Origin of the sequence: Mesorhizobium neociceri (genome assembly GCF_013520985.1) — a bacterium.
Taxonomy (GTDB): Bacteria; Pseudomonadota; Alphaproteobacteria; order Rhizobiales; family Rhizobiaceae; genus Mesorhizobium; species Mesorhizobium neociceri.
Genome location: NZ_JACDTY010000004.1, coordinates 367,755 through 389,333 on the forward strand (window position 1 = coordinate 367,755; position 21,579 = coordinate 389,333).

The following is a 21,579-nucleotide window of genomic DNA, read 5'->3' on the forward strand; positions in this document are numbered from 1 at the left end:
CAGTGCCGCCCCGGGAGAGGCGGAATGGAAGACAAAACAAAAAGAACGGGATGCAACCCAAAATGACCCCAGAGGGAAAGGCAGAATCCTATGTTTATGATCTTCGTCAGAAGGGTGGCGGCGCTGTCCGCACTCGTCGTCGCTCTCATCACCATTGGTCCAGGACTGGCCAGGGCCACCGAACCCGACCAGCTTCGCATCGCGGTCATCCTGTCGGCTGGAATTGAAAGTGGCTGGGACGGCACGCTGATCCAGGCCCTGGAACGAGTGAAGGCCGAGAAGCCGCATGGCCTCGATATCACCTGGAAATACACCGACCCGTTATGGGGGGACGATGCCGGAGACGCGATGCGGCTGTTCGCCGAAAGCGGCCAGTACGACATCATCTGGGCTCACAGCACTTATTCGGACCAGGTGAAGAAGCTCAAGGACGAGTTCCCCAACATCCTGTTCGTCGTCGTCGGATCAGGCAATGACGGCTTCGGCGGCAACCAGTACTGGATCTACAAGCGCGTGCACGAGCCGGCCTATCTGCTCGGCACCATAGCCGGCAAGATGACCAAGTCGAACAAGCTCGGCGCGGTCGGCACATTCCCGGCGGATGACGTGAATGACGAGATCAACGCCTTCTTCGCCGGCGCCAAGGCGGCAAATCCCAAGGTCGAGCGAACCGTCGCCTTCATCGAATCCTGGTATGATCCAGCCAAGGCAGCCGAATACACCTCGGCCCAGATCGCCACCGGCGCCGACCTCATCTTCCAGCTGACCGGCAACTTCAAGCCGTGTGAAGAAGCCAAGATCCTTTGCTTCGGCAATTTCCAGGACCAGCGTTCATTCTCGCCGTCGACTGTGCTCTCGAGCACGGTCGCGCTGTGGGATCCCGACGTCGAACATGTCGTCGATGCCTGGTGGGCCCACGCGGCCGAGGGCAAGCCTTATGCCGGCAACACGGACAAGCACTGGTTCTCGATGAAGGAGGGGGGCTCGACCATGGCGCCCTATGGCGAACTCGAGGCGAAGCTGCCGGAGACCGTCCGCGCCGATGTCGATGCGCTGAAAGCCAAGATCATGGCCGGGACGTTCGAGGTGCCGGTCGCCGTGTCGGATCCAAAGGCGCATTGATCCTTCCGAGATCATCCGGCCGCGACGTGCCGTTGAGGCCGTCGCGGCCGATGCTTCCGTCTCCAGCCTTTTGGAACCAGCCATGTCCACTGCTTTGCGCGTCGAAGGCTTGACCAAGCGCTTCGCCGGCGTTGCCGCCAACGACGATGTCGACTTCGATCTCCGCCCCGGAGAGATCCACTGCCTGTTCGGCGAGAATGGAGCCGGGAAGTCGACACTCTCATCGTGCATCTTCGGCTTCTATCGCCCTGACAAGGGGCAGATATTCGTGCGCGATCAGCCCGTTCACATCGCCTCGCCGATAGACGCGATCCGCCACGGCATCGGCATGGTGCATCAGCATTTCGTGCTGGTGCCGGAATTCACCGTGCTCGAAAACATCATCGTCGGCACACAACGCTCGGGCTGGCGGCTTAACGCCGCCGAGGCCAGGCAGAAGCTCAAAGCCATCTGCGATGGTTACGGCCTCGACATCGATTTCGACGCTTATGTCTGGGAATTGCCGGTCGGTCGCCAGCAATGGGTGGAGATATTGAAGGCGCTCTATCTCGACGCCGAGATTCTCATTCTCGACGAGCCGACGGCAGTGCTGACGCCGGCGGAATCGCGCATCCTGTTCGACATCATGGGCAAGATGTGCGCCCGGGGCCTGTCGATCATCCTTATCACCCACAAGCTGATCGAGGTCATGCAGTCAAACCGGGTCACGGTGCTGCGCAAAGGCAAGGTCGTGGCAACGCTCAACACCGTTGAAACGTCTCCGGACGAACTCGCCCGGCTGATGGTCGGACGCGACGTGTCGTTCGCGATCACCAAGCCGGAGCTGAAACCGGGCGAGACGGTGGTCGCAGTCAAAGGGCTGACCGCGCATGGACACTGGGGCGAAGCCGTCCTCAAGGACGTATCCTTTTCAGTCGCACGCCACGAGATCCTCGGCATAGCCGGCGTTGCCGGCAACGGTCAAAAGGAGCTGTTCGAGGTGCTGTGCGGCGTGCGCAAACCTCAGGCAGGCTCGATCCGGTTGATGGACGAGGAGATAGCCGGGCTCACCCCCCGCTGCCTGATGGATCGCGGCGTCGGTCATATCCCGGATGATCGGTTCCGGGAGGGTTTGGTGCCGGAATTCAATGTCGCTGAAAACCTGGTGCTCGGCTGGCAACGCAATGCGAAATACCGCAGCGGCCCGCTGATAAACTTCAAGGCCATCGCCAAGCTGTCGCGCGAAATGATCGCCGAGTACCAGATCGCCACGCGCGACGAAAAGGTCACTGCTGGAAAGCTGTCGGGTGGCAACGCGCAGAAAATCATCATCGCGCGTGAATTCCGGCATGCCGCCGGTCTGATGCTCGCCAATCAGCCGACGCGCGGCCTCGATGTCGGCGTCATCGAATATGTGCAGTCGCAGTTGCTCAGGAAGCGCGCAGAAGGCTTCGCCGTCATCCTCGCCTCAGAGGAATTGGGCGACCTGTTCGGCCTCGCCGACCGCATCGCGGTGATGTTCAAGGGCGAGATCATGGGCATCGTCGATCCCAGGAACACGACCATCTCCGAGGTGGGGGTCATGATGGCAGGCCGCCGGCAAGGGACAACCCAATGATCCGCTTCGAACCGAGAACCGAACGCGACGGCCTGTGGACCGCCGCATCCTTCGCCATGGCCGTTGTTGCGGGGCTTGCCGTGTCGGCCCTGCTGCTTGCTTCGACCGGTGCCGATGTAGGTCAGGTCTTCGCAGCACTCGTGCAGGGTGCCGCCGGCTCACCAAAGGCGTTGGCTACCACGCTGGTGAAAGCGACACCGATCATCCTCACCGGACTTGCCACCGTCATTGCCTTCCGCGCGCAGCTCTGGAGCATCGGCCAAGAAGGCCAGGTCTTTGCCGGCGCCATGGGCGGGTATCTTGGCGGGCAGGTTCTGGCCGGTATGCCGCCGCTGCTGTTTTTCCCGGGCGTGCTCGCATTTGGCATGGCCGCAGGCATGGCGCTTGGCTGGCTCGCGGCGCAGCTGAGGAATCGCTTCGGCGTCAACGAGATCATCTCCACGGTAATGCTGAACTACCTCGTCATCTATCTGCTGTCCTGGCTGCTGCAAGGTGGCCCGTGGGGCGAGAACGGCGCCACCATCTCCTACCAGCAGTCCCCGATGCTGCCTGAGGACGCCTTTCTGCCGGCACTGTTCGGCAGCAACAGGTTGCACGCAGGCGTGCTGTTGCCGTTCCTCGCTGCCGCTTTGTGCGCGGTGGTGATTTCACGGACACCGCTTGGCTACGAGATACGCGGCCTCGGCTACAATCCCGAGGCGTTGCGGCACAAGGGCGTCAACATCGCCCGCACAGTCACCATCGTCATGATGGCAAGCGGCGCGCTCGCCGCCCTTGCAGGTGCAACAGAGCTGTTCGGCGTGGCGCACAGGCTGCGCGCCGACAACCTTGTCGGTCTCGGCTATGCCGGCATCATCGTCGGCATGATCGGCGGCCTCAGACCGCTCGGCACGGTCGTGGCCGGACTGTTCTTCGGCGGGCTGGCCAGCGGTGCCGTCTACATGCGGGTGCTTGGCGATGTGCCTGCGTCGCTCGTGCCCGCCATCCAGGGCATCACCCTTTTCTTCTTCCTCTGCGCCGGCGTGCTGGCGCGCTACCGTGTGGTCAGGGTCGCTTTCCAATGAATCAGCTGTTCCAGGAAGCGATTATCGTCAGCATCCTTGCCGCCACCATCCGCACGATGACGCCGTTGTTGTTTTCGGCGATGGGCGAACTCATCACACAGCGCGCCGGCATTTGGAACATGGGTGTGGAAGGCACGATGCTGACGGGTTCCTTCGCCGCCTACATCGCCGCAACGACCACCGGGTCGCTGTGGCTTGCGGTGCTTGCGGCGATCGTCGCCGGAGCCTTGATGGGCGCCATCATCGCCTTCATGACCGCAACCTTGCGCGTCGATCATTTTATCGCCGGCCTCGGGCTCAACCTGCTCGCCGGCGGACTGACGCTCTACTGGTTCCAGAGCTACATCCAGGGCCGGGCACAGCCGACATTTTCCGGCTTCCAGGACGTCGCCATCCCGCTGCTTTCCGACATTTCGGTGATCGGGCCCATTCTGTTCTCGCAGCGCGCGCTGACCTATGTCGCACTGCTCACCGTGCCGCTGGTGTGGTTCCTGCTCTATCGCAGCCGTTACGGGCTCGAATTGCGTTGCCTTGGCGAGAACCCCAAGGCACTGGATGTAAAGGGCCTTAGCGTAACCGCCCGCCAATTTGCCGCGGTGATGATCGGCAGTGCGCTGACCGGTCTTGGCGGCGGCTTTCTTATGCTCGGCTTTTCAGATCGCTTTCTCGCCGACTTCACGGCTGGGCGCGGCTGGATCGTGATCGTGGCCCTGATCGCGGGAAACTGGAAACCCAAAGGGGTGCTGGTCGCGGTCATAGCTTTCGCCTTCCTTGAATCGCTCGCCACGCATCTACAGGTGCTAGGGGCGCCGGTGCCACACCAACTGCTCCTGGCACTGCCATATCTGGCGTCGATCGGGCTTCTGATGGGTGTTCGTTTCCGGAGCGGTCAGCCGACCCGGCTCGGCATACCGTACAAGCGGGAATGACAGCGCCGCGGCGTCAGAGGTCTCGGGGCAGAGCCGGAATCGTCTCGGGCATTTCGAGAAGGGCGGATAACGGTTATGCATCAGCACATCCTTGATCCAAGCGATTCATTTCCAATCGGCTATCGTTTGCCGGATGCTTGGCGGGTTGAAAAAAGTGAATTGAAGGCGATGGCGCTTGGCATCCTCGAGATCACACCAGACCGTGCGATGGCGTGGCTGAACAAACGACCTGCCAAGCCTCGATCTCCCCAACTAGCAGCATCGGCTGTCTTTTCACATCGCCCAGTCCAACTTACGGATTCAAGGCTCCTCCTGATTCGGGTGCTGCCTTGATTTCATTGCGAAATTCCGTTCTATGGCGCTACCATAACGGAGGTATTTCTCATAGTCTTCAGGGAGTTAATCGGATTTTGGTAGCGGGAGACCGCTACATCGCAAGACCCACTATTGAGGGGGCGCTATTCTGCTATCGGAGGCACGCGGCTTAGTGCAAAACTTTCGAATTTCGAGGCAGAGGTTAGCCGATGCCGTCCGAAGGCGGGGGTTGCAGGTTCGAATCCTGTCGGGTGTGCTCGACGGGGCCGGGACAGCGGAAGCCCACAAAGAGATTGCGACCGACCGGGTAGGCACCAGTGCGCGTCGTTTCCACATGTTCATTCCTTTTTGAGGATCTCGCCAAGATCGGCGAGGCGGTCGATCACGTGGTCCGGTCTGAATGGAAATCGCTCCATGTCAGCCCGCGTGCTCACCCCAGTAAGAACAAGGGCTGTCTTCAGACCCGATTCCAATCCGGCGACAACGTCCGTATCCATTCTGTCTCCGACCATGATCGTGTCGGCTGCACTAACTCCCAGGCGGTCGAGCGCGCTTCGCATCATGAATGAGTTCGGTTTGCCGATGAAATAGGGCTGACGGCCGGTGGCCTTTTCGATCAGGGCTGCGACCGCCCCGCAGGCCGGATGGAACCCGCGCTCGGTCGGGCCGGTGGCATCCGGATTGGTGGCGAGAAACCACGCGCCCTTTGCGACAAGCTCGGCGCCGGCGGTGATCTGCTCGTAGTGGTACGAAGTGGTGTCGCCAAGGATCACGAAATCCGGGGCAAACTGCGTGATCCGACAGCCTGCGTGCCGGAGGGCCTCGACCAGTCCATTGTCACCGATGACATACACGGATGATCCGGGCTTTTGCAGCTCCACGAATCGCGCCGTGGCGAGCGCCGATGTGTAGATGTGCTCAGGCTGAACGAGGAAGCCAACCGCCCTCAAACGTTCGGCATGATCTTCCGGAGTGAAGCGGGAGTTATTGGTAAAGATCTGAAACGGCTTGCCGTTGGAGACCAGCCCGGCGACATAGTCGATGGAGCCTGCAATTGGTTGGCCGCCGCGGACCAGAACCCCGTCCATGTCGAGCAGGTGGGCTACGATCATCAGACTTCAACCCGTGAGGTCTTCGGATGCGCGCATGGGCATAAATCTGTTCTTGGTCACGTGCGTTGTTCCCTTCTATGTGATCGCGTGGGCCAATGTACGCACCGAGAGCAATGTGGGAACGGCATCCGATCGTTGGTGCGGCAATTAGGACATTGCGGCGTGTAAAAGGGTCCATTGTAGCTTCGAAAATGGCGCGGTAACCGATGGCCTGCCTTTCCGGACGGATCAGATGCCTCGGCTCTTGAGATTGGTGAGGTTGATGAGGGTAACGCCGGAGCGCTACCGCCTTTCCCCACATTCACCAGGTCAGCGGCTCCAGCTTCGTTGCCTTGGATGAAGGTTCATTCGAACTGGAACCCCGACTCGTTGCAGATTCTCGACAGCCAGTCCGTCAGCGTGCATTTCCCAGATTCGCCTGGTTCGTTGCGCCTGCGATCAGTTCGTCCGATCGTGAAAGGAATAGCTTGAGGGTGGGCGATGCGTTCGCCTTGCTGTAGCCGATAACCAGGTCGATCGTTGGTGCTTCACCTTCCAGCGGTCGGCTGACCACGGACCACGGCAACAAATTCTTCGCATAGGCGGGCATAAGCGCCAACCCACGGGTAGAGGCAACCAGGGACATGGCCATCGCCAGATTGTCCACCCCATAGTCCAGTTTGATATCGAGCCCGGAGCGGCGCAGATAATCCTGGGTCACGGTGTGCAGCACCGTGGCCTTGTTCGAACCGCCGATGAAAATCTCGCCGGCCAGTTCCCGCGGGTGAATTGCTTCGCGGCTGGTGAGGCGATGGTCGCTCGGCATCAGGACGATCAGCGACTCGTGGTCCACGACCTCGTAGCACAGGTCGAAGGTCGGTTCGGCGCGCAGGAAGGCCACGTCGAGCCGGCCACGGACAAGTGCCTCGGCGAGATCAGGCGAATAGTCGCTCGTGATCGTGACCTGGATGTTCTTCAACTCGTCGCGCAACACATGCATGGCCCGCGGCAGCCAGTTCATCTCGTGACCGGTTTGGAAGCCGATGGCGAATGTTTTCCGGGCAGGCTGTGCTGCCCTGCGCGCCGCTTCCACCGCGGCATCGGCCTGCGCCAGCGCCAGCCGGGCATGGTCGAGAAAGGCCTTGCCTGCAGCGGTCAATTCGATGCCGTGCGCGTTGCGGCTCATCAACGGAACGCCAACCTCGTATTCGAGATCGCGGATCTGGCGGCTGAGCGAAGGCTGCGCGGTGTGCAGCCTTTTCTTGGCCGCAAGCGTCAGGTTGCCCTCCTCGGCGACAGCGACGAAATAACGGAGATGTCTCAGTTCCATGGGTTTCCCATGCCTTTTAGGTATGGCGACCAACCTACAAAGTCTTTTTGCAGGGCACCAGCGGAACCTACCTCAAGCCAGCAGAAACGATCTGTAACGAACCCCCACAAGGCTTTCGCCGGGCGCGGTAGCCACACGAAGGACTGAACCATGAGCACTCAAGTTGTTTTAATCACTGGTGGACTGACCGGCATCGGGCGCGCCGCCGCTGTCGCCTTCGCCAAGAAGGGCGCCAACGTGGTCGTCGCTGGCCGGCGTGATGAGGCTGGCCAGGCGCTCGTCAGGGAGCTGCGCTCCTTCGGTTCGGAGGCAGAGTTCATCAGAGCCGACGTCCGCAAGGAGGACGACGTCCGTGCCATGGTCGACAAGACCGTCGCGCAGTTTGGTCGTCTCGATGTCGCGGTGAACAACGCCGCAACCGAAGGCGATCGCGGCCTGATCACGGAGCAGACATCTGAAAGCTTTGCCGCGACCTTCGACACGAATGTTCTCGGCGTGGTCCTGAGCATGAAGCACGAGGTGCGTGCGATGCAGGCCCAAGGGAGTGGCAGCATCATCAACATCTCCTCGACCTACGGACACGAAGGCGCGGCCGGGGCCTCGCTCTATGTCGGCGCCAAGCATGCCGTCGAAGGCATCACCAAGTCGGCGGCGCTCGAACTTGCCAAGTCGGGAATTCGCGTGAATGCCGTCGCGCCTGGCCCGACGGATACCGGCATGCTCACTCGTTTCACCGAGACGGCGGAGAACAAGGCCGCCTTGGCCGCGCAGGTGCCGCTGGGCCGACTCGGCCTCTCGGAAGAGGTCGCCGACGGCATCGTCTTCATCGCATCGGACGAGGCCAGGTTCATAACCGGTCACATCCTCAACGTCGACGGCGGACACAGCGCCAACTGATCCCTTGGGCGCGGGGCTCGGCTCCGCGCCCGCCACATCGCAGAGGACACTCAATGGCGCAGCACAACCACCAAACAGCACCTACGCAGTTCGTGTACGTCGCGGGCATCCCGTTCGCTTACCGGCGTTTCGGCAAAACGGGTGGCGTGCCGCTCGTCTTCAACATGCATTTCACCGGCACGATGGATCATTGGGACCCCGCGGTGACAGATGGCTTCGCCAGGGATCGCGAGGTCATCCTGTTCGACAACACCGGCATCTCGTCGACTTCGGGCGAGGTTCCGACCTCCATCGAGGAGATGGCCACTGATGCCGCAGCATTCATCAAGGCGCTCGGCCTTGCCGAGGTCGATGTGCTCGGCTTTTCGCTGGGAGGCCTCGTCGCACAGACGCTGGCCATCGCCGAACCGAAACTGGTCCGACGCCTGGTGCTGGTCGGCACCGGCCCGCGCAGCGGCGAAGGCATGGCCTCGCTGACGCCGGAGGCGCAGGAGATTTTCGGCGCCGCCTATGAAAATCCGGACCATCTTTGGCTTCGCGTGCACTTCTCGCCCTCGCAGCGGAGCCAGGCCGCCGGCCGCGAGTTCCTTAAGCGCTTCCGGCTGCGCAACGAGGGGCGCGATCCGGAGGTCAGCGAAAAGGTCGCTCCGGCGCAGATCGAAGCACTCGTGAAATGGGGCGCGCCACGCGAGAATCCCTATGACTATCTGAAGGCGCTTGCTCAACCGACGCTGGTCGTGAATGGCGGTTCCGATGTGATCATCTACACGGTGAACTCGTTCATCCTGCAGCAGAACATCCCGAACGCGCAGCTCATTCTCTACCCGGACGCCAACCACGGCTCGCTCTACCAATATCCCGAACGTTTCGTCCGCCATGTCTCGATGTTCCTGGAGGAACAGGGCCGCGGTGCGTGAGTGCCGTGCTGGGCGACCATTGCAGGAGACAAACTATGTTCGAACAGACAAATACAGCCGCGAAGATGATCAAGATCCCGGGACCCGATCACCCCATCACCATCGAACCCAACCCCAAGCGAGTCGTGGTCTCAATCGGCGGCATAATCCTGGCTGACAGCCGCGACGCGCTGGTCCTGCGCGAAGCGGGCTACCCGGCGGTCCAATACATCCCGCGCAAGGATGTCGATATGGCCCTGCTCGAGCGGAGCGCGCATGCGACCTACTGCCCCTACAAGGGAGACTGCGCATACTTCAGCATCCCGTCAGGTGGGGAGCGCGCCATCAACGCTGTCTGGGCCTACGAGGATCCATACGATGCGGTGGCGGCCATCAAGAACCATCTGGCTTTCTACCCAGAGCGGGTGGACGCGATCGAGGAGCGCTCCGAGCGCTAGGCCCCGCCTTCCGAAGAAGCCGCGGCCGGCAGCAATGCGGATCTTCGCCGCTGATTACCGCCCCGGGCTCGCGGGGCGAATGCCCGGCCGCGTGCCGAGGAAACCTTGAAAAGAGCCGTCACCAAGGACACACGACAATGACCAAGCTTTCAGGAAAGACCGCCCTTGTCACCGGCGCCTCGCGTGGGTTGGGCCGCGCGAGCGCGCTGGCTCTCGCCAGAATGGGTGCGCAGGTTCTGGTCCACTACAGCAGCGGCGCGAAAGAAGCCGAAGCCGTCGTCGCCGAGATCCGCAAGGCCGGCGGACGTGCAGACACTATTACCGCTGATCTTTCGGCGCCCGACGGGCCACACAAGCTCGCCAGCCAAGTCCGCGCCGTGGTTGGCGACCGGCTGGACATTCTCGTGGCCAATGCCGGAATCTCGAAGTCAGCGACCATCGAAGCGACGACGGTCGAGGATTTCGACAGGCTCTTCGCGGTCAACGTCCGCGCGCCGTTCTTCCTCGTCCAGCAGTTGCTGCCGATTATGGGTAAGGACGGCAGCATCGTGCTCCTCTCGTCGCTGGGCGCCCACGCCGCCGTTGGGACGCTTTCGGCCTATGCTGCGACCAAGGGCGCGATCGACACGTTGGTGAAGTACTTCGCCGCCGCGCTCGGCGAGCGCGGCATCCGCGTCAACGCGGTGGCGCCGGGTATTGTCGCAACCGACATGTCGAACTTTGCCAAGACGGATGAAGGGCAGGCTTTCGCGCTCGGTATCCAGTCGCTGAAGCGTCTCGCCCAGCCGGACGATATCGGCGGTGTCGTCGCCTTCCTTGCTTCCGACGACGCGCGCTGGATCAGTGGCGACACCGTTCGGGTCGATGGCGGCTCGAAGCTCTGAAGTCTCGGCCCGAGCCAGGAGCGAACCCGATGCCGAGGTCAGTCGTCCAAAGAGACAAGTCATCAAACCGTCGCACAAGGCGGTCCGGACCTCTGGCACTTGGGCGACAGGCGAGCTTCTGGGTGTCGGCAGGCGTGGTCGCTCATACGCTTTGGACCAGCGCCGCGCCGGCCATGACCTACCAGCTCTACGCCGAGGAATGGCGTCTGACCCATACAGTGACCACGGGCATATTCGCCATATACCCCATCGTCGTCGTCACTATCCTCATCCTCTACGGGGACATCTCCGACCATATCGGTCGCCGGACGACGATGCTGCTGGGACTTGGCGCGTCGCTCGCCGGTGTGTTCTTGTTCGCGGTTGCGCCCAGCGTGCTTTGGCTCTTCGCTGGGCGTGCCTTCATGGGCGCCGGCGTCGGCCTGACCGCCGGACCTTCGACGGCGGCAGTGCTGGAGTTCAGCGCCGAGGGACAGGCGAAGCGGGCTTCATCCATCACAGCCGCCGCCCAGGCCTTTGGCTTGGCCGCGGCTCTGCTGCTGGGCGGCGGGTTGACGCAATACGCGCCGTGGCCCACCCATCTCAGCTTCTGGATCCTGTTCGGATCTGGCAAGGCAATTTCCGCATCCAGGGCCGGACGGGGCACACGGCGACGACCACCACTAGGTCAGCAACTTTGTAGGATCAAATCGCCCAAAACACGCATTGACGGATTGTAGATAATCTGCAATCTTATGGCCGGGAACAAGGAAACAGAAAATGCTCTCGCAGGACTTGAGTACCGAGCATTTCCGGCAATCGATGCGGCGCGTGGCGTCCACGGTTTGCGTGATCTCATGCAGCCACGATGGGCGCCGATACGGCATCACCGTCACGTCGGTCACGCCGCTCAGCTTTGCTCCCATTTCGATCCTTGCCTGCGTCAACCGCAACTCGTCGATCAACGTGCCGCTCAAGGAGGAGGGGCATTACTGCATCAACGTGCTTCGAGCCTCGCAGGCCGACATATCCAACTCTTTCAGTGGCGGGCGGCCAGCCGAGAAGCGTTTCGACATTGGCGAGTGGACCGAAAGGGACGGCATTCCGTACCTGGCAAGTGCCCAGGCGAACCTGTTCTGCGAAATGGATCAGGCAATCTCCTACGCCACACACGACATCATCATCGGACGTGTCGCCGGGGTGGCATTCGCCTCCGATGTCGACCCGCTGATCTACCAGAACGGCGCCTACGCGCTGACGTCCCCCATGGTCCTGCAGAAGGCTGGATAGGACTGTTTGCCAACGTCGACAGCAGTCGCCGAAGGATCTTAGGAGCAATGAATGCAGCTTGGTCTCTTTAACCTGATGACGCTTCGCGATCATCCCGACGGCGCCCAGGGCGTGATGCGCGACACGCGCAAGATGGTGGAGACCGCCGATGAGCTCGGCTTCGACGTCGCGTGGTTCGCCGAGCACCATTTCGCCAACTATTCGAGCTCTCCTTCGCCGCTGATGATGTGCTCCTACGCGGCCGGCTGGACTAAGCGGATCAAGCTTGGCCCGGGCGTCATCGTGCTGCCGCTCTACAATCCGCTTCGCCTCGCCCAGGAGATCGCGGTCGCCGACACGCAAACCGAGGGTCGTCTGATCATCGGCTTGGGTACCGGCTATCAGCGCTATGAGTTCGACCGCTACAACGTCGTGCTGGACGATCGGGTCGAGGTTTTCCTCGAATATTGGGACGTCATCGAAAAGGCGCTCGTCGATGGCGAGGTCGAGTACAAGGGGAAGCACATTTCCCTTCCCAAGACCCACTTTGCGATCAGCACCCAGCAGAAGCCTCTTCCGCCGATCTTTGTGACCTCCTCCCACCCCAAGCTTCTCGATCGCTTCAAGAAGTGGAAGGCGGTCCCGTTCCTTGCAGCCAGCACCCTCGGATCGCCGGTGCTCTACAAGATGGTCGATGGGCTCAACGACGCCTGGACGTCCATCGGCGAGCAGCCTTCGACCAAGCCCTTGGCGATCATGCAGTACCTGGCCATAACCGACAGCCGCACCGAGGCATTGGCCGTGGCGGAGCGTGCCCGGTACGTGGGGCGTATGGCGCACTATCTGCGCCATGCCTCACCGCCGTTGGACGACAACAGCTACATCAGCAACCAGGCGTACGAAGGCGAGTACACGCTCGACCAATATGCCGACAACATGGTGGTAGGCGATCCGCACACCGTTGCCGAAAAGATGGTCGCGGACATCAAACGCCTCAATCCAAGCAACTACACCTGCAACTTCTCTTTCGGATGCATGCCGATCGAATTGGCGCATCGCTCGATCATTCGATTCAAGAACGAGGTCGTGCCGCTGATCGAGAAGGAAGTGGGGCCTATCGAAGCTCTCGGCGTGACACCCGGGCTGGCGAGAAAGGCGAGCTGAGCGGCCTGACAAATGCTCAGCCAACGATTTTGTCCGTAACAAGAAAAGGGGAATGAAATGAGAACGATTGTAAAGGCCCTGCTGGCGACAGCGGTTGCCACCTTGACGCTCGCAGGCCAGGTGCATGCCGAGTCAGCGCTCGACACGATCATCAAGAACAAGAAGCTGCGTTGTGGTATCATGCTGGACAGTCCGCCCGCCGGCTTCCGCGACTCGAACAACGAGCCCGACGGCTATGACGTGACGTACTGCAAGGACATGGCAAAGGCGCTCGGCGCAGAGCCGGAAATCATTGAAACACCTTCGCCGGATCGCATCCCGGCACTGGTTTCGAACCGCATCGACGTCCTGATCGCCTCGACCACGCCGACCCCGGCACGTGCGCTGACCGTAGCGTTCACCCAGCCATACACCAACAACGTCATGGCAGTCGTGACCCGCAAGGACACCGGCATAGCCCAATACTCCGACCTTGCATCCAAGAAACTTGGTGGCGTCGTTGGCACCACGCCTGAGCAACTCTTCAAGGATGAACTGGGCAAGGGCTGGCAGGGGAAGGGTGCGACCTATACGGGCTTTGCGAGCGATGCGGAGACCTTCATGGCTCTGCAGCAGGGCAAGATCGACGCAATCGTTATAAACGTCGCCGTCTTCAACGCGCTATCGCAAAGTGGTCAGTTCCCTGAGTTCGTGATGGCCGGGCTTGCCCCTCTCGCCGACTTCGGATCGATTGCCGTCAATCGTGACGACCAGCAATTCCTCAACTGGGCGCGCGTTTTCGTGTTCACTCAGGTCTCGAACGGGCGTTGGGCCGAGGTGTACCACAAGTACTACGGCAATGGTCCGCTGCCGCCGCTGACAGCTGAAGGCATTAACTTCTAACCATAGAGCTCGTGCCGGCAGGAAAACCCTGCCGGCACGAGCATGGGATGATTGGCATGAACGGCTATCAGTTCTACTGGTCCATCGTCTGGGATTCACTGCCCCTGCTGCTGGCCGGAGCCTGGGTGACGATCCAGATCACCATTCTCGCCTTCATTGTCGGCACGCTGATTGCGATGCCCATGGCAGTCGCACGCCAGCAGGGCGAGGGATGGGCCTACCGCTTCTCGACCTGGTGGGTGGAGCTGTCGCGCAACACGCCTGCCGTCTTTCAGCTCTATCTCTTTTATTTCGGGCTGGGCGCCTTCCACATCAACATCCCCAGCTACGCCGCCGTCCTCATCTCCGTTTCCTTCAACAACGCCGGATACATGACAGAGATCTTCAGGGGTGGCCTCAACGCCATCCCGCGACAGCAGCTGTCGGCTTCGCGCTCGCTCGGCATGACCAGCCCGCAGAGCTTCATTCATGTCATCTTTCCGCAGATGTTCAAGGTGATCTTCCTTGCCTATGTCACGCAAGGCATCTGGGGCATGCTGAACACCTCACTTGGCATGCTGGTCGGACTGCAAGAGCTCTCAGGCGCCACGCAGTACGCGCAGTCGGCATCCTTCCGGACATTCGAGTTCTTTCTGGTCACGGCGCTGATCTACTACGTCATAGCCAAAGGGCTGCAGTTCTCGTCCCAGCTGGCCTTCCGCCTCATATACAGGAGCTAGGGGTGCAGTTTTCCTTCGCAAACCAAGGCCTCGCCTGGTCGGATGCGTATTTCCTGGCTCAGGGGCTGCTCAACACCGTCAGGCTGGCCGCCGCGGCAACCCTTGTCGGCACTCTTGCCGGGATCGTCCTTGGCTGGTTGCGCACCGTGTCCGTGACCGCGAGGATCGCCACGGCCCCCTTCGTCGACATCATACGCAGCGTGCCGATGATCATCCAGCTGATACTCGCCAACAGCTTTCTGTCGATCCTGGGCTTCGGCGCTTCACCCTTTTGGTTCGGTACCGTCGCGCTTGGTGCCTGGATGTCTGCAGTAACTGCCGAGGTGGTCCGGGCGGGCCTCCTGTCGGTCCCGCTTCAATATCGCAAGAGCGCTCGCTCGCTCGGCATGACCGGCTACCAGGAGCTTTTGTACATATCCTTGCCGCTGGCGTTCAGGACGGGACTGGCTCCGTGGATTGGGCTCGTCCTCAGCCTGATCAAGGACAGCGCTCTTGCGGGCGTGGTCGGCTACATCGAATACATGCGTTCCACCCAAATCCTCATCACCAGGACACATGAGACCTGGCTGCTGCTGATGGGGGCGGGGCTTTTCTATTTCCTTATCTGCTATCCGGTTTCCCGGTACAGCCGGCGCCTCGAAAGAAAGGTCCGCGTATGATCCGCATCAGCAACGTCCAGAAGGCCTTCGGATCGGTGATCGTGCTCAAGGGCATCGACCTCACGATCGAAAAGGGCGAACTCGTCTGCTTGATCGGCGCGAGCGGATCGGGAAAATCAACGCTCCTGCAATGCATCAACGGGCTCGAACCGATCCAGGGCGGCGAGATCCTCGTAGACGGTATCAGCGTCCACGATCCCAAGACCGATATCAACAAGTTGCGCTGCAAGCTGGGCATCGTGTTCCAGCAGTACAACGCCTTCCCGCACCTCACGGCGCTGGAAAATGTCGCGCTGGCACCCCGGGTGGTCGCAAAGCGCAGCCGCGCGGAGGCGCGCGCACTTGCGCAGAAGCATCTCGAGCATGTGGGGCTCGGCGACAAGGGCGACAGCTTGCCATCTCAGCTCTCAGGCGGCCAGCAGCAGCGTCTCGCCATTGCCCGAGCGCTTGCGATGGAGCCGAGCTACATGCTCTTCGACGAGGTCACCTCCGCACTCGATCCCGAACTTGTCGGCGAAGTGCTTGAGACCATGCGCCTCCTGAAGAGCGAAGGCATGACGATGGTGGTTGTCACGCACGATATCAATTTCGCCCGGGAATCGGCGGACCGCGTGGCCTTTCTCTGCCAGGGCGAAGTCTGCGAAATCGGCACGGCCGAAGAGGTAATCGACCATCCCCGCAAGGAACAGACGCAGAAGTTTCTGCGACGCGAGAAGCGCACGCCCCTTGAGATCGTCAAAAGTTCAGTCGCCTAGAGCAATTCCAGGAAAAGTGTGGACGGCTTTCCCACAGGAATTGCGTCAAAACAAAGAGTTAGGGCGGCTCACCGTTTCCGTGAAACGGTGAACTGCTCTAGCGAATTCCATCCAAACGCAGCATCGAAGGGTAACTCATGATCTCGTTCAATCTCACGGGAAAGACAGCGCTCGTCACCGGGGGCGCATCGGGCATCGGCCGCGAGACCGCGCGCATGATGGCCAAGGCCGGCGCCAAGGTCGCAATCAACTATCTGCCGGCGGACCAGCGGGGCGAGGCCGCTCTCGCTGAATTGCAAAAGGAGGGGCTCGACGTCATTGGTGCTCCAGGCGATGTCGGCGATGCCGGGCAGGCCAAGGCAATGGTGCTAGAGGCGGTGGTGAAGCTCGGCCGTCTCGACCTGCTCGTCAACAACGCGGGAATACCGGGCGTGAAGATCCCTGTGCCGATCAACGACCTGGACAGCATAACGGAGGAGCTTTGGGCAAGTCTCCTGAACGTCAACCTGATGAGCGTGTTCCGGTGCTCGAAGGCCGCGGCGCCCGCCCTTAAGGCGGCCAAAGGTTCGATCGTGAACACTGCTTCCATCGCCGGCTTCGGCGCCGTCGCCAGCACCATCGCCTATAGCGGCTCCAAGGCTGCCGTCATCAACCTGACGAAGAACCTGGCGCGTGCGCTCGCTCCCGATGTGCGCGTCAATGCGGTGGCGCCCGGCGTCGTCGAAAGCTCGTGGGCGATTGAATGGTCGGAGGAGCGCCGTCAAAGCACCCTCACCAGCACGCCTCTGAAGAAAGTCTGCACCACGGCGGATGTCGCGGAGCTTATCGTCTTCCTCGGTTTCGCCGGCGCACTGATCACCGGTCAGACGGTGGCGATCGACGGCGGCATCTCGATCTGATTAGCAAGTAGAACCGCATGGAACTCGTGAAGCTCAAGTCCGGCAGCATCCTCGAAGAGAAGGAAGGCTACTCGCGGATCGTCGCCCTCGACAACTGGATCTACATGTCGCTGACCGCGGGGCGCGACTACAAGACCCGTGCGATGCCCGGGACGGCGATCGAGCAGGCAAGGCAGGCGATGAAGAACGTCGAAGGCGCACTTGCGGCGGTCGGCAGCAGCCTTGCGGATGTAGTGCGGCGACATATCTTCATTCCGCGTCAGGAAGACGTCCCGGAAGTCATGGCCTATATGGGCGAGAAGTTCGCGGGCATCGATCCAGCAAGCTGCGTCAGCTGCGGCCCGCTGGGCGGACCAGAGTATCTCTTCGAAATCGAGATCACTGCGTATCGTGGTGCTGGCGCTCTTCCGGTGAGGAACCTGTCGATCTCGCTCTAATTGAAAGTCAGGCGAGACAGACCGCTTTCCACTTGTTCCGTAGCGATAGCTTAGTGGGAGGCTTCTCATTGGATAATTGCATTCGTATATAGTCTACATTCCGAATGCCCGTGCAGCCGATCTCCTGCTGTCGCCTTAGGAGGATCTTGATGCGACACGCAAATGAAAAAGACGCCATTCTGGCTCCCATGACGCAAATGGAAAGCACGCAGTTCGCTGCGGAGCAAATCCGGAACGCGATCATTGCCGGGCACTTCCAGCCCGGCGATCGGCTCGTCGAGCAACAGCTTACCGACATGTTGAACGTCTCCCGACATCCGGTCCGCGAAGCGTTGCGCCTGCTTGCTCGCGAAGGGTTCGTCGAGATCAAGCGGAACAAGGGAGCATCTGTCAGGGCAGTGGACGCGGACAGCGTCATCGAAGTCTACAATATCCGGATGGCCCTGGGAAAAATTGCCCTGGACCATCTGCTCGCGGAACCAAGTCGCATGACCCCAGCTGACATCAAGCGGCTCGAAAAATTAGCTGAGAATGCCGTCAAGTTCGCCAGTCTCGATAGCCAGGTCGAGACCGTTCGCAACGATCTTGAGTTCCAGCAGGCAATCATTGATGCGACGGGATTGCAGCGGACCATCCGCTACTTTTCCGAGCTGACCGCAGATGTCAGGCGCTTCAACCAACAACTGGGGGTCGTCTATACTGACCGAAGGGGCGACGCCGAGAAATATGTCGTCAAGCTACTCGAAAGCCTGCGGGACGGAGATCTCCGCACTGCCCACGAGATCTGGCAAGCCAAGTTCTCGAAGGCTCTCGAGCGCTACCTTTCGCTGATTGACGACAGTGACTCAGATGGGGCGAGCCGCAACAGCGTCGGGGTGAAGGCCAGTCGACCCTCAGCGCGGTAGCAAGACACGGCCTTGCCCGAAGCATCTTCGCGCGTTGGTCCTCCCGATCCCGGTATCTAGGGTATGAGACGGCTCCGGCCTATTCGCCGCCACAGGCGTCGAGCTAGGCAGACCTGCCAATTTCCAGCTGAGCTGCACGCGCTTTTGCTTCAACAATGCTGCAACTGATTTCACTGGCGGAATCGACGCAGACGCGTCATTGTGCAATGAATATTGCGAAAGAGTGAAATATGAAACCGACCGCTGAAGCGCCGCGTGACTATGAAGAGCTGATACGGCTCATCCACGATCGCTACGATGAAATGAGCAAGTCCTACCAGAAGATCGCGCTCTATCTCACCCAGAATCCCAACGACGTCGCGGTCAGGTCGGTGAATGCGATCGGGGACAGCAGCGGAGTGCATGCTTCGAGCTTCGTGCGCTTTGCGCAGGCGCTCGGCTATGAAGGCTTCAAGGAACTCCAGTCCCTCTTTCAGAAGCGTCTGTCGACCGCCGCACCCGGCTTCGAGGCTCGCATCAAGGCGCTGGAAGGCGAATTGGGAGCGCGGACAGATCGCAGTGAAGTCGGATTCATGCGCGACCTCGTGGTGCGCGACATCGCCTCGCTGCAGGACATGCTGACGCAGATACCGCCCGAGGACCTGGCCAAGGCCGTGACCCTTCTCGAAAAGGCCGACGCGATCTACCTGATCGGGCAGCTGCGGTCGACGCCAGTGGTCGAACTTCTCCGCTATATCCTGACCATGTTGGGCAAACGTTGCGTGCTGCTTGATCCGGGCGGCGGACTTGCCACGCATATGGCGCGCATGATCCGCAAGACGGACGTCTTGTTTGCCGTGTCCTTTCGCTTCTATGCCAATGAAGTCGTCAATGTCGTGGAAGAGGCCGCGCGCAGCGAAGTTCCGATCATTGCCATTTCCGACAGCACGCTGTCTCCGCTGGCCAAGAGCGCCAATGTTCTCTTTGCGGTACCGGAGCATGAATATACCTTTTCCCGTTCACTTGCTGCCCCGATGTGCCTCGCCCAGGCGCTGACGGTCGCACTCGCGGCGCGACTGCAGAACAACGCTGTCAGTCCGCGCATACCGACCGTCACCGGGCAGTAGCGGCTCCCCAGACGACAATCCCGGACCTCCCACCTTCCTGGGCATTCCGATTGCGACCCGGAGCCGCCAGGTGCACTCATGTGCACATATCGCAATAGAAATTGCGCGTTCTGCAAGATGCAACAATTTCATTGTCGCATCGTTGACACATCGTTCGTTGCGGAATATTTATATTCTGCAATTTTCGTTGCAATCCATCCTCAACCCGGCCCGGGAGATGTCCGGCGCCGTTGTGAAGGAGGGGCGAACCGAGTGTTCCATGGGAGGAAACTATGAAGCGACTTCTGACTGCATTTCTGGCGGCGACCGCGATGGCCGGCGCTTTGGCGGCGGCACATGCTCAAGATGCCAAGAAAGTGTTCTTTCTGCTGCCGAATACCACGACAATCCGCTTCACAAGCCGGGACGCGCCGTTCTTCGTCGCGGCGATGAAGGAGAAGGCGCCGAACGCTCAGGTGATCGTGCAGAATGGCGAAGGAGATCCGGCCCGCCAGCAGCGGCTGGTCGAAGATGCCATCACCCAGGGCGCCAGCGTGATCGTGCTTGCCGCGACGGACGCAAATCTCGCCGCTGGCAGCTTGAAAGCGGCAGCCGATGCGAAGGTGCCGGTGGTCCTTTATGATCACGACGCGGTCGGTGGCAAGGCCGAAGCGCACGTCGTCTTCGACTCGCTGTCGGTTGGCCAGGCGCAAGGCAAGCGCGCCGCCGAGCTGATCAACGCCATGAAGAAGTCGCCGGTCAAGGTTGCGCGCGTGAAGGGCAATGAGGGCGAATACGGTACTGGCCAGTACGAAAAGGGTCAGAACGAATTCCTTCAGCCGTTGATCGATTCCGGCAAGGTGAAGGTCGTCTGCGAGCAGTACACGCAGAACTGGGATCCGGCGCTGGCGCAATCCTTCGCCGAAGACTGCCTGACCCGCAATGGCGGCGATGTCGATGTTTTCCTCGGCATGAATGACGGTACCACCGGCGGCTCGGTTGCCGCGCTGATCAGCCAGGGCGCCAAGCCCGGTGACAAGCTGGTGACCGGCGGCCAGGACGCGACTGTTGAAGCGTTGCGCTACGTCGCGCAGGGATGGCAGGACAACTCCGTGCTCAAGGATCTCAAGGTCGAAGCGACCTATGCGGCGGACGTCGTGGCCTCGATCCTGGATGGCAAGGGAGTGCCAAAAGATCTGATCAATGGCAAGGTGAACAACAAGTTCATGGATGTGCCGGCGGTCTTCCTGCCGGTGAAGAACATCACCCTGGACAATCTCTCGGACGTCGTCACTGCAGGCGTCTGGACCTGGCCAGAAATCTGCAAGGGCATCGAAGACACCGAAGTCTGCAAGAAAAACAACAAATAGCGAGATCGACCGGAGGACAGCGGCGCTCGCTGTCCTCCGGCCACCTGATGGGAGGAGCCTGATGGTCAAAGCGGCAGCAACCCGCGGCGATGTTCATGCGGCGAACCAGTCCACGCCGCTTATATCGATGCGCAACATCCGTAAATCGTTCGGGTCGGTCCATGCCCTTCAAGGGGCTTCGGTGGACGTCCACGCCGGCGAGGTGGTCGCGCTGGTCGGCGACAACGGCGCTGGCAAGTCGACGCTCGTCAAGATCATGGCCGGCGTGTTCGGCTTTGACTCCGGTGAGTACAGCATCGAAGGCCAACCGGCGAAGATCGCCAGCCCAGCCGACGCCACCGCCCTTGGGATCCAGACCGTCTATCAGGATCTCGCGCTCTGCAACAATCTGGACGCCGTGCAGAACCTGTTTCTCGGGCGCGAGCTGACCGGTCCGGCATGGTTCGGCCGACGGATCCGTCGCGCCGAATGCGAAGTTCGTGCCCGCGAGGTGCTGACACGCATGCGACTTGGCCAGCTGTCGTTGACGCGTCCTGTTGGAGCAATGTCCGGCGGCCAGCGCCAGAACATCGCCATCGCACGTTCCATCCTGTGGACGCCGAAGGTTGTCATCTTCGATGAACCGACAGCCGCGCTCAGCCACTCCGCGTCCGAACAGGTCTCGGCCCTGGTCCGCACGCTGGCCAACGATGGGCTCGGCATCGTTGTGGTCAGCCACGACATCCACAACTTCGTCGTCAACGCCACTGACCGCATCGAGGTCATGCGCCTGGGTGCGAACGTCGCGAGTTTCAAATCCAGTGAAGTGACAGGCGAGCAAGTGGTCAACGCCATGGTCGGTGGCAACGAGGCTGTCAACCTCGCGGGCTGAGC

General features: G+C 60.9%; 24 protein-coding genes. 22 read left to right on the forward strand and 2 right to left on the reverse strand.

Translation table 11 applies throughout. The features are described from left to right. The first annotated feature begins 90 nt into the window (after positions 1-90). The 5 genes from H0241_RS11940 to H0241_RS11960 all read left to right on the forward strand — a co-directional run bounded on the left by H0241_RS11940 (position 91) and on the right by H0241_RS11960 (position 5,045). Positions 91-1,122: a BMP family lipoprotein gene (locus H0241_RS11940; RefSeq protein ID WP_181057605.1), complete on the forward strand. Its 1,032-nt coding sequence runs from the start codon at positions 91-93 to the stop codon at positions 1,120-1,122. Positions 1,123-1,204: 82 nt separating this feature from the next. Beyond that, positions 1,205-2,719, forward strand: coding sequence for an ABC transporter ATP-binding protein (locus H0241_RS11945; RefSeq protein ID WP_181057606.1), 1,515 nt, complete (start codon positions 1,205-1,207; stop codon positions 2,717-2,719). Further along, positions 2,716-3,783 carry an ABC transporter permease gene (locus tag H0241_RS11950; protein ID WP_181057607.1) on the forward strand — a complete coding sequence of 356 codons (1,068 nt, stop codon included), beginning with the start codon at positions 2,716-2,718 and terminating at the stop codon, positions 3,781-3,783. Before H0241_RS11945 ends, H0241_RS11950 begins: the two co-directional genes overlap by 4 nt. Further along, entirely contained in the window at positions 3,780-4,712 is a 933-nt protein-coding gene (locus H0241_RS11955) for an ABC transporter permease (protein ID WP_181057608.1), read from the forward strand. Before H0241_RS11950 ends, H0241_RS11955 begins: the two co-directional genes overlap by 4 nt. Positions 4,713-4,787: 75 nt before the next feature. Next, positions 4,788-5,045: a hypothetical protein gene (locus tag H0241_RS11960; RefSeq protein WP_181057609.1), complete on the forward strand. Its 258-nt coding sequence runs from the start codon at positions 4,788-4,790 to the stop codon at positions 5,043-5,045. 320 nt (positions 5,046-5,365) lie between these two features. Here the strand turns inward: H0241_RS11960 and H0241_RS11965 are convergent, their stop codons facing one another. Beyond that, a complete protein-coding gene (locus tag H0241_RS11965) occupies positions 5,366-6,139 on the reverse strand; it encodes an HAD-IIA family hydrolase (RefSeq protein ID WP_181057610.1) in 774 nt (257 codons plus the stop codon). 394 nt (positions 6,140-6,533) lie between these two features. Then, entirely contained in the window at positions 6,534-7,448 is a 915-nt protein-coding gene (locus H0241_RS11970) for a LysR family transcriptional regulator (RefSeq protein WP_181057611.1), read from the reverse strand. A gap of 150 nt (positions 7,449-7,598) precedes the next feature. Between H0241_RS11970 and H0241_RS11975 the strand changes: the two genes are divergently transcribed. The 17 genes from H0241_RS11975 to H0241_RS12055 all read left to right on the forward strand — a co-directional run bounded on the left by H0241_RS11975 (position 7,599) and on the right by H0241_RS12055 (position 21,577). Further along, positions 7,599-8,345 (forward strand): SDR family NAD(P)-dependent oxidoreductase, encoded by a 747-nt coding sequence (locus H0241_RS11975; protein ID WP_181057612.1) that lies wholly within the window; start codon positions 7,599-7,601, stop codon positions 8,343-8,345. 53 nt (positions 8,346-8,398) lie between these two features. Continuing rightward, on the forward strand, positions 8,399-9,262 hold the full coding sequence (locus H0241_RS11980; RefSeq protein ID WP_181057613.1) for an alpha/beta fold hydrolase: 864 nt from the start codon (positions 8,399-8,401) through the stop codon (positions 9,260-9,262). A 35-nt stretch (positions 9,263-9,297) separates the two neighbouring features. Further along, positions 9,298-9,699 carry a DUF427 domain-containing protein gene (locus H0241_RS11985; RefSeq protein WP_181057614.1) on the forward strand — a complete coding sequence of 134 codons (402 nt, stop codon included), beginning with the start codon at positions 9,298-9,300 and terminating at the stop codon, positions 9,697-9,699. Positions 9,700-9,836: 137 nt separating this feature from the next. Further along, positions 9,837-10,583: an SDR family NAD(P)-dependent oxidoreductase gene (locus H0241_RS11990; RefSeq protein WP_181057615.1), complete on the forward strand. Its 747-nt coding sequence runs from the start codon at positions 9,837-9,839 to the stop codon at positions 10,581-10,583. 29 nt (positions 10,584-10,612) lie between these two features. Beyond that, entirely contained in the window at positions 10,613-11,302 is a 690-nt protein-coding gene (locus H0241_RS11995) for an MFS transporter (RefSeq protein ID WP_268926410.1), read from the forward strand. Between the two features lie 40 nt (positions 11,303-11,342). Next, entirely contained in the window at positions 11,343-11,852 is a 510-nt protein-coding gene (locus H0241_RS12000; protein ID WP_181057617.1) for a flavin reductase family protein, read from the forward strand. A gap of 51 nt (positions 11,853-11,903) precedes the next feature. Next, a complete protein-coding gene (locus H0241_RS12005; RefSeq protein ID WP_181057618.1) occupies positions 11,904-12,995 on the forward strand; it encodes an LLM class flavin-dependent oxidoreductase in 1,092 nt (363 codons plus the stop codon). A gap of 57 nt (positions 12,996-13,052) precedes the next feature. Continuing rightward, positions 13,053-13,877, forward strand: a complete 825-nt coding sequence (locus tag H0241_RS12010) for an ABC transporter substrate-binding protein (RefSeq protein ID WP_181057619.1) — start codon at positions 13,053-13,055, stop codon at positions 13,875-13,877. 56 nt (positions 13,878-13,933) lie between these two features. Then, positions 13,934-14,596: an amino acid ABC transporter permease gene (locus H0241_RS12015; protein ID WP_181057620.1), complete on the forward strand. Its 663-nt coding sequence runs from the start codon at positions 13,934-13,936 to the stop codon at positions 14,594-14,596. A gap of 2 nt (positions 14,597-14,598) precedes the next feature. Beyond that, entirely contained in the window at positions 14,599-15,255 is a 657-nt protein-coding gene (locus tag H0241_RS12020; protein ID WP_181057621.1) for an amino acid ABC transporter permease, read from the forward strand. Continuing rightward, positions 15,252-16,010 carry an amino acid ABC transporter ATP-binding protein gene (locus tag H0241_RS12025; protein WP_181057622.1) on the forward strand — a complete coding sequence of 253 codons (759 nt, stop codon included), beginning with the start codon at positions 15,252-15,254 and terminating at the stop codon, positions 16,008-16,010. The genes H0241_RS12020 and H0241_RS12025 overlap by 4 nt, the downstream gene beginning before the upstream one ends. 137 nt (positions 16,011-16,147) lie before the next feature. Continuing rightward, positions 16,148-16,909, forward strand: a complete 762-nt coding sequence (locus tag H0241_RS12030; protein ID WP_181057623.1) for an SDR family NAD(P)-dependent oxidoreductase — start codon at positions 16,148-16,150, stop codon at positions 16,907-16,909. Between the two features lie 17 nt (positions 16,910-16,926). Beyond that, a complete protein-coding gene (locus H0241_RS12035) occupies positions 16,927-17,346 on the forward strand; it encodes a RidA family protein (protein ID WP_181057624.1) in 420 nt (139 codons plus the stop codon). 149 nt (positions 17,347-17,495) lie between these two features. Continuing rightward, a complete protein-coding gene (locus tag H0241_RS12040) occupies positions 17,496-18,251 on the forward strand; it encodes a GntR family transcriptional regulator (RefSeq protein ID WP_235984236.1) in 756 nt (251 codons plus the stop codon). Between the two features lie 230 nt (positions 18,252-18,481). Further along, positions 18,482-19,357: a MurR/RpiR family transcriptional regulator gene (locus tag H0241_RS12045; protein ID WP_181057625.1), complete on the forward strand. Its 876-nt coding sequence runs from the start codon at positions 18,482-18,484 to the stop codon at positions 19,355-19,357. 272 nt (positions 19,358-19,629) lie between these two features. Further along, on the forward strand, positions 19,630-20,706 hold the full coding sequence (locus H0241_RS12050; RefSeq protein ID WP_181057626.1) for an ABC transporter substrate-binding protein: 1,077 nt from the start codon (positions 19,630-19,632) through the stop codon (positions 20,704-20,706). A 61-nt stretch (positions 20,707-20,767) separates the two neighbouring features. Continuing rightward, positions 20,768-21,577, forward strand: coding sequence for an ATP-binding cassette domain-containing protein (locus tag H0241_RS12055; protein WP_181057627.1), 810 nt, complete (start codon positions 20,768-20,770; stop codon positions 21,575-21,577). Positions 21,578-21,579 lie beyond the last annotated feature (2 nt).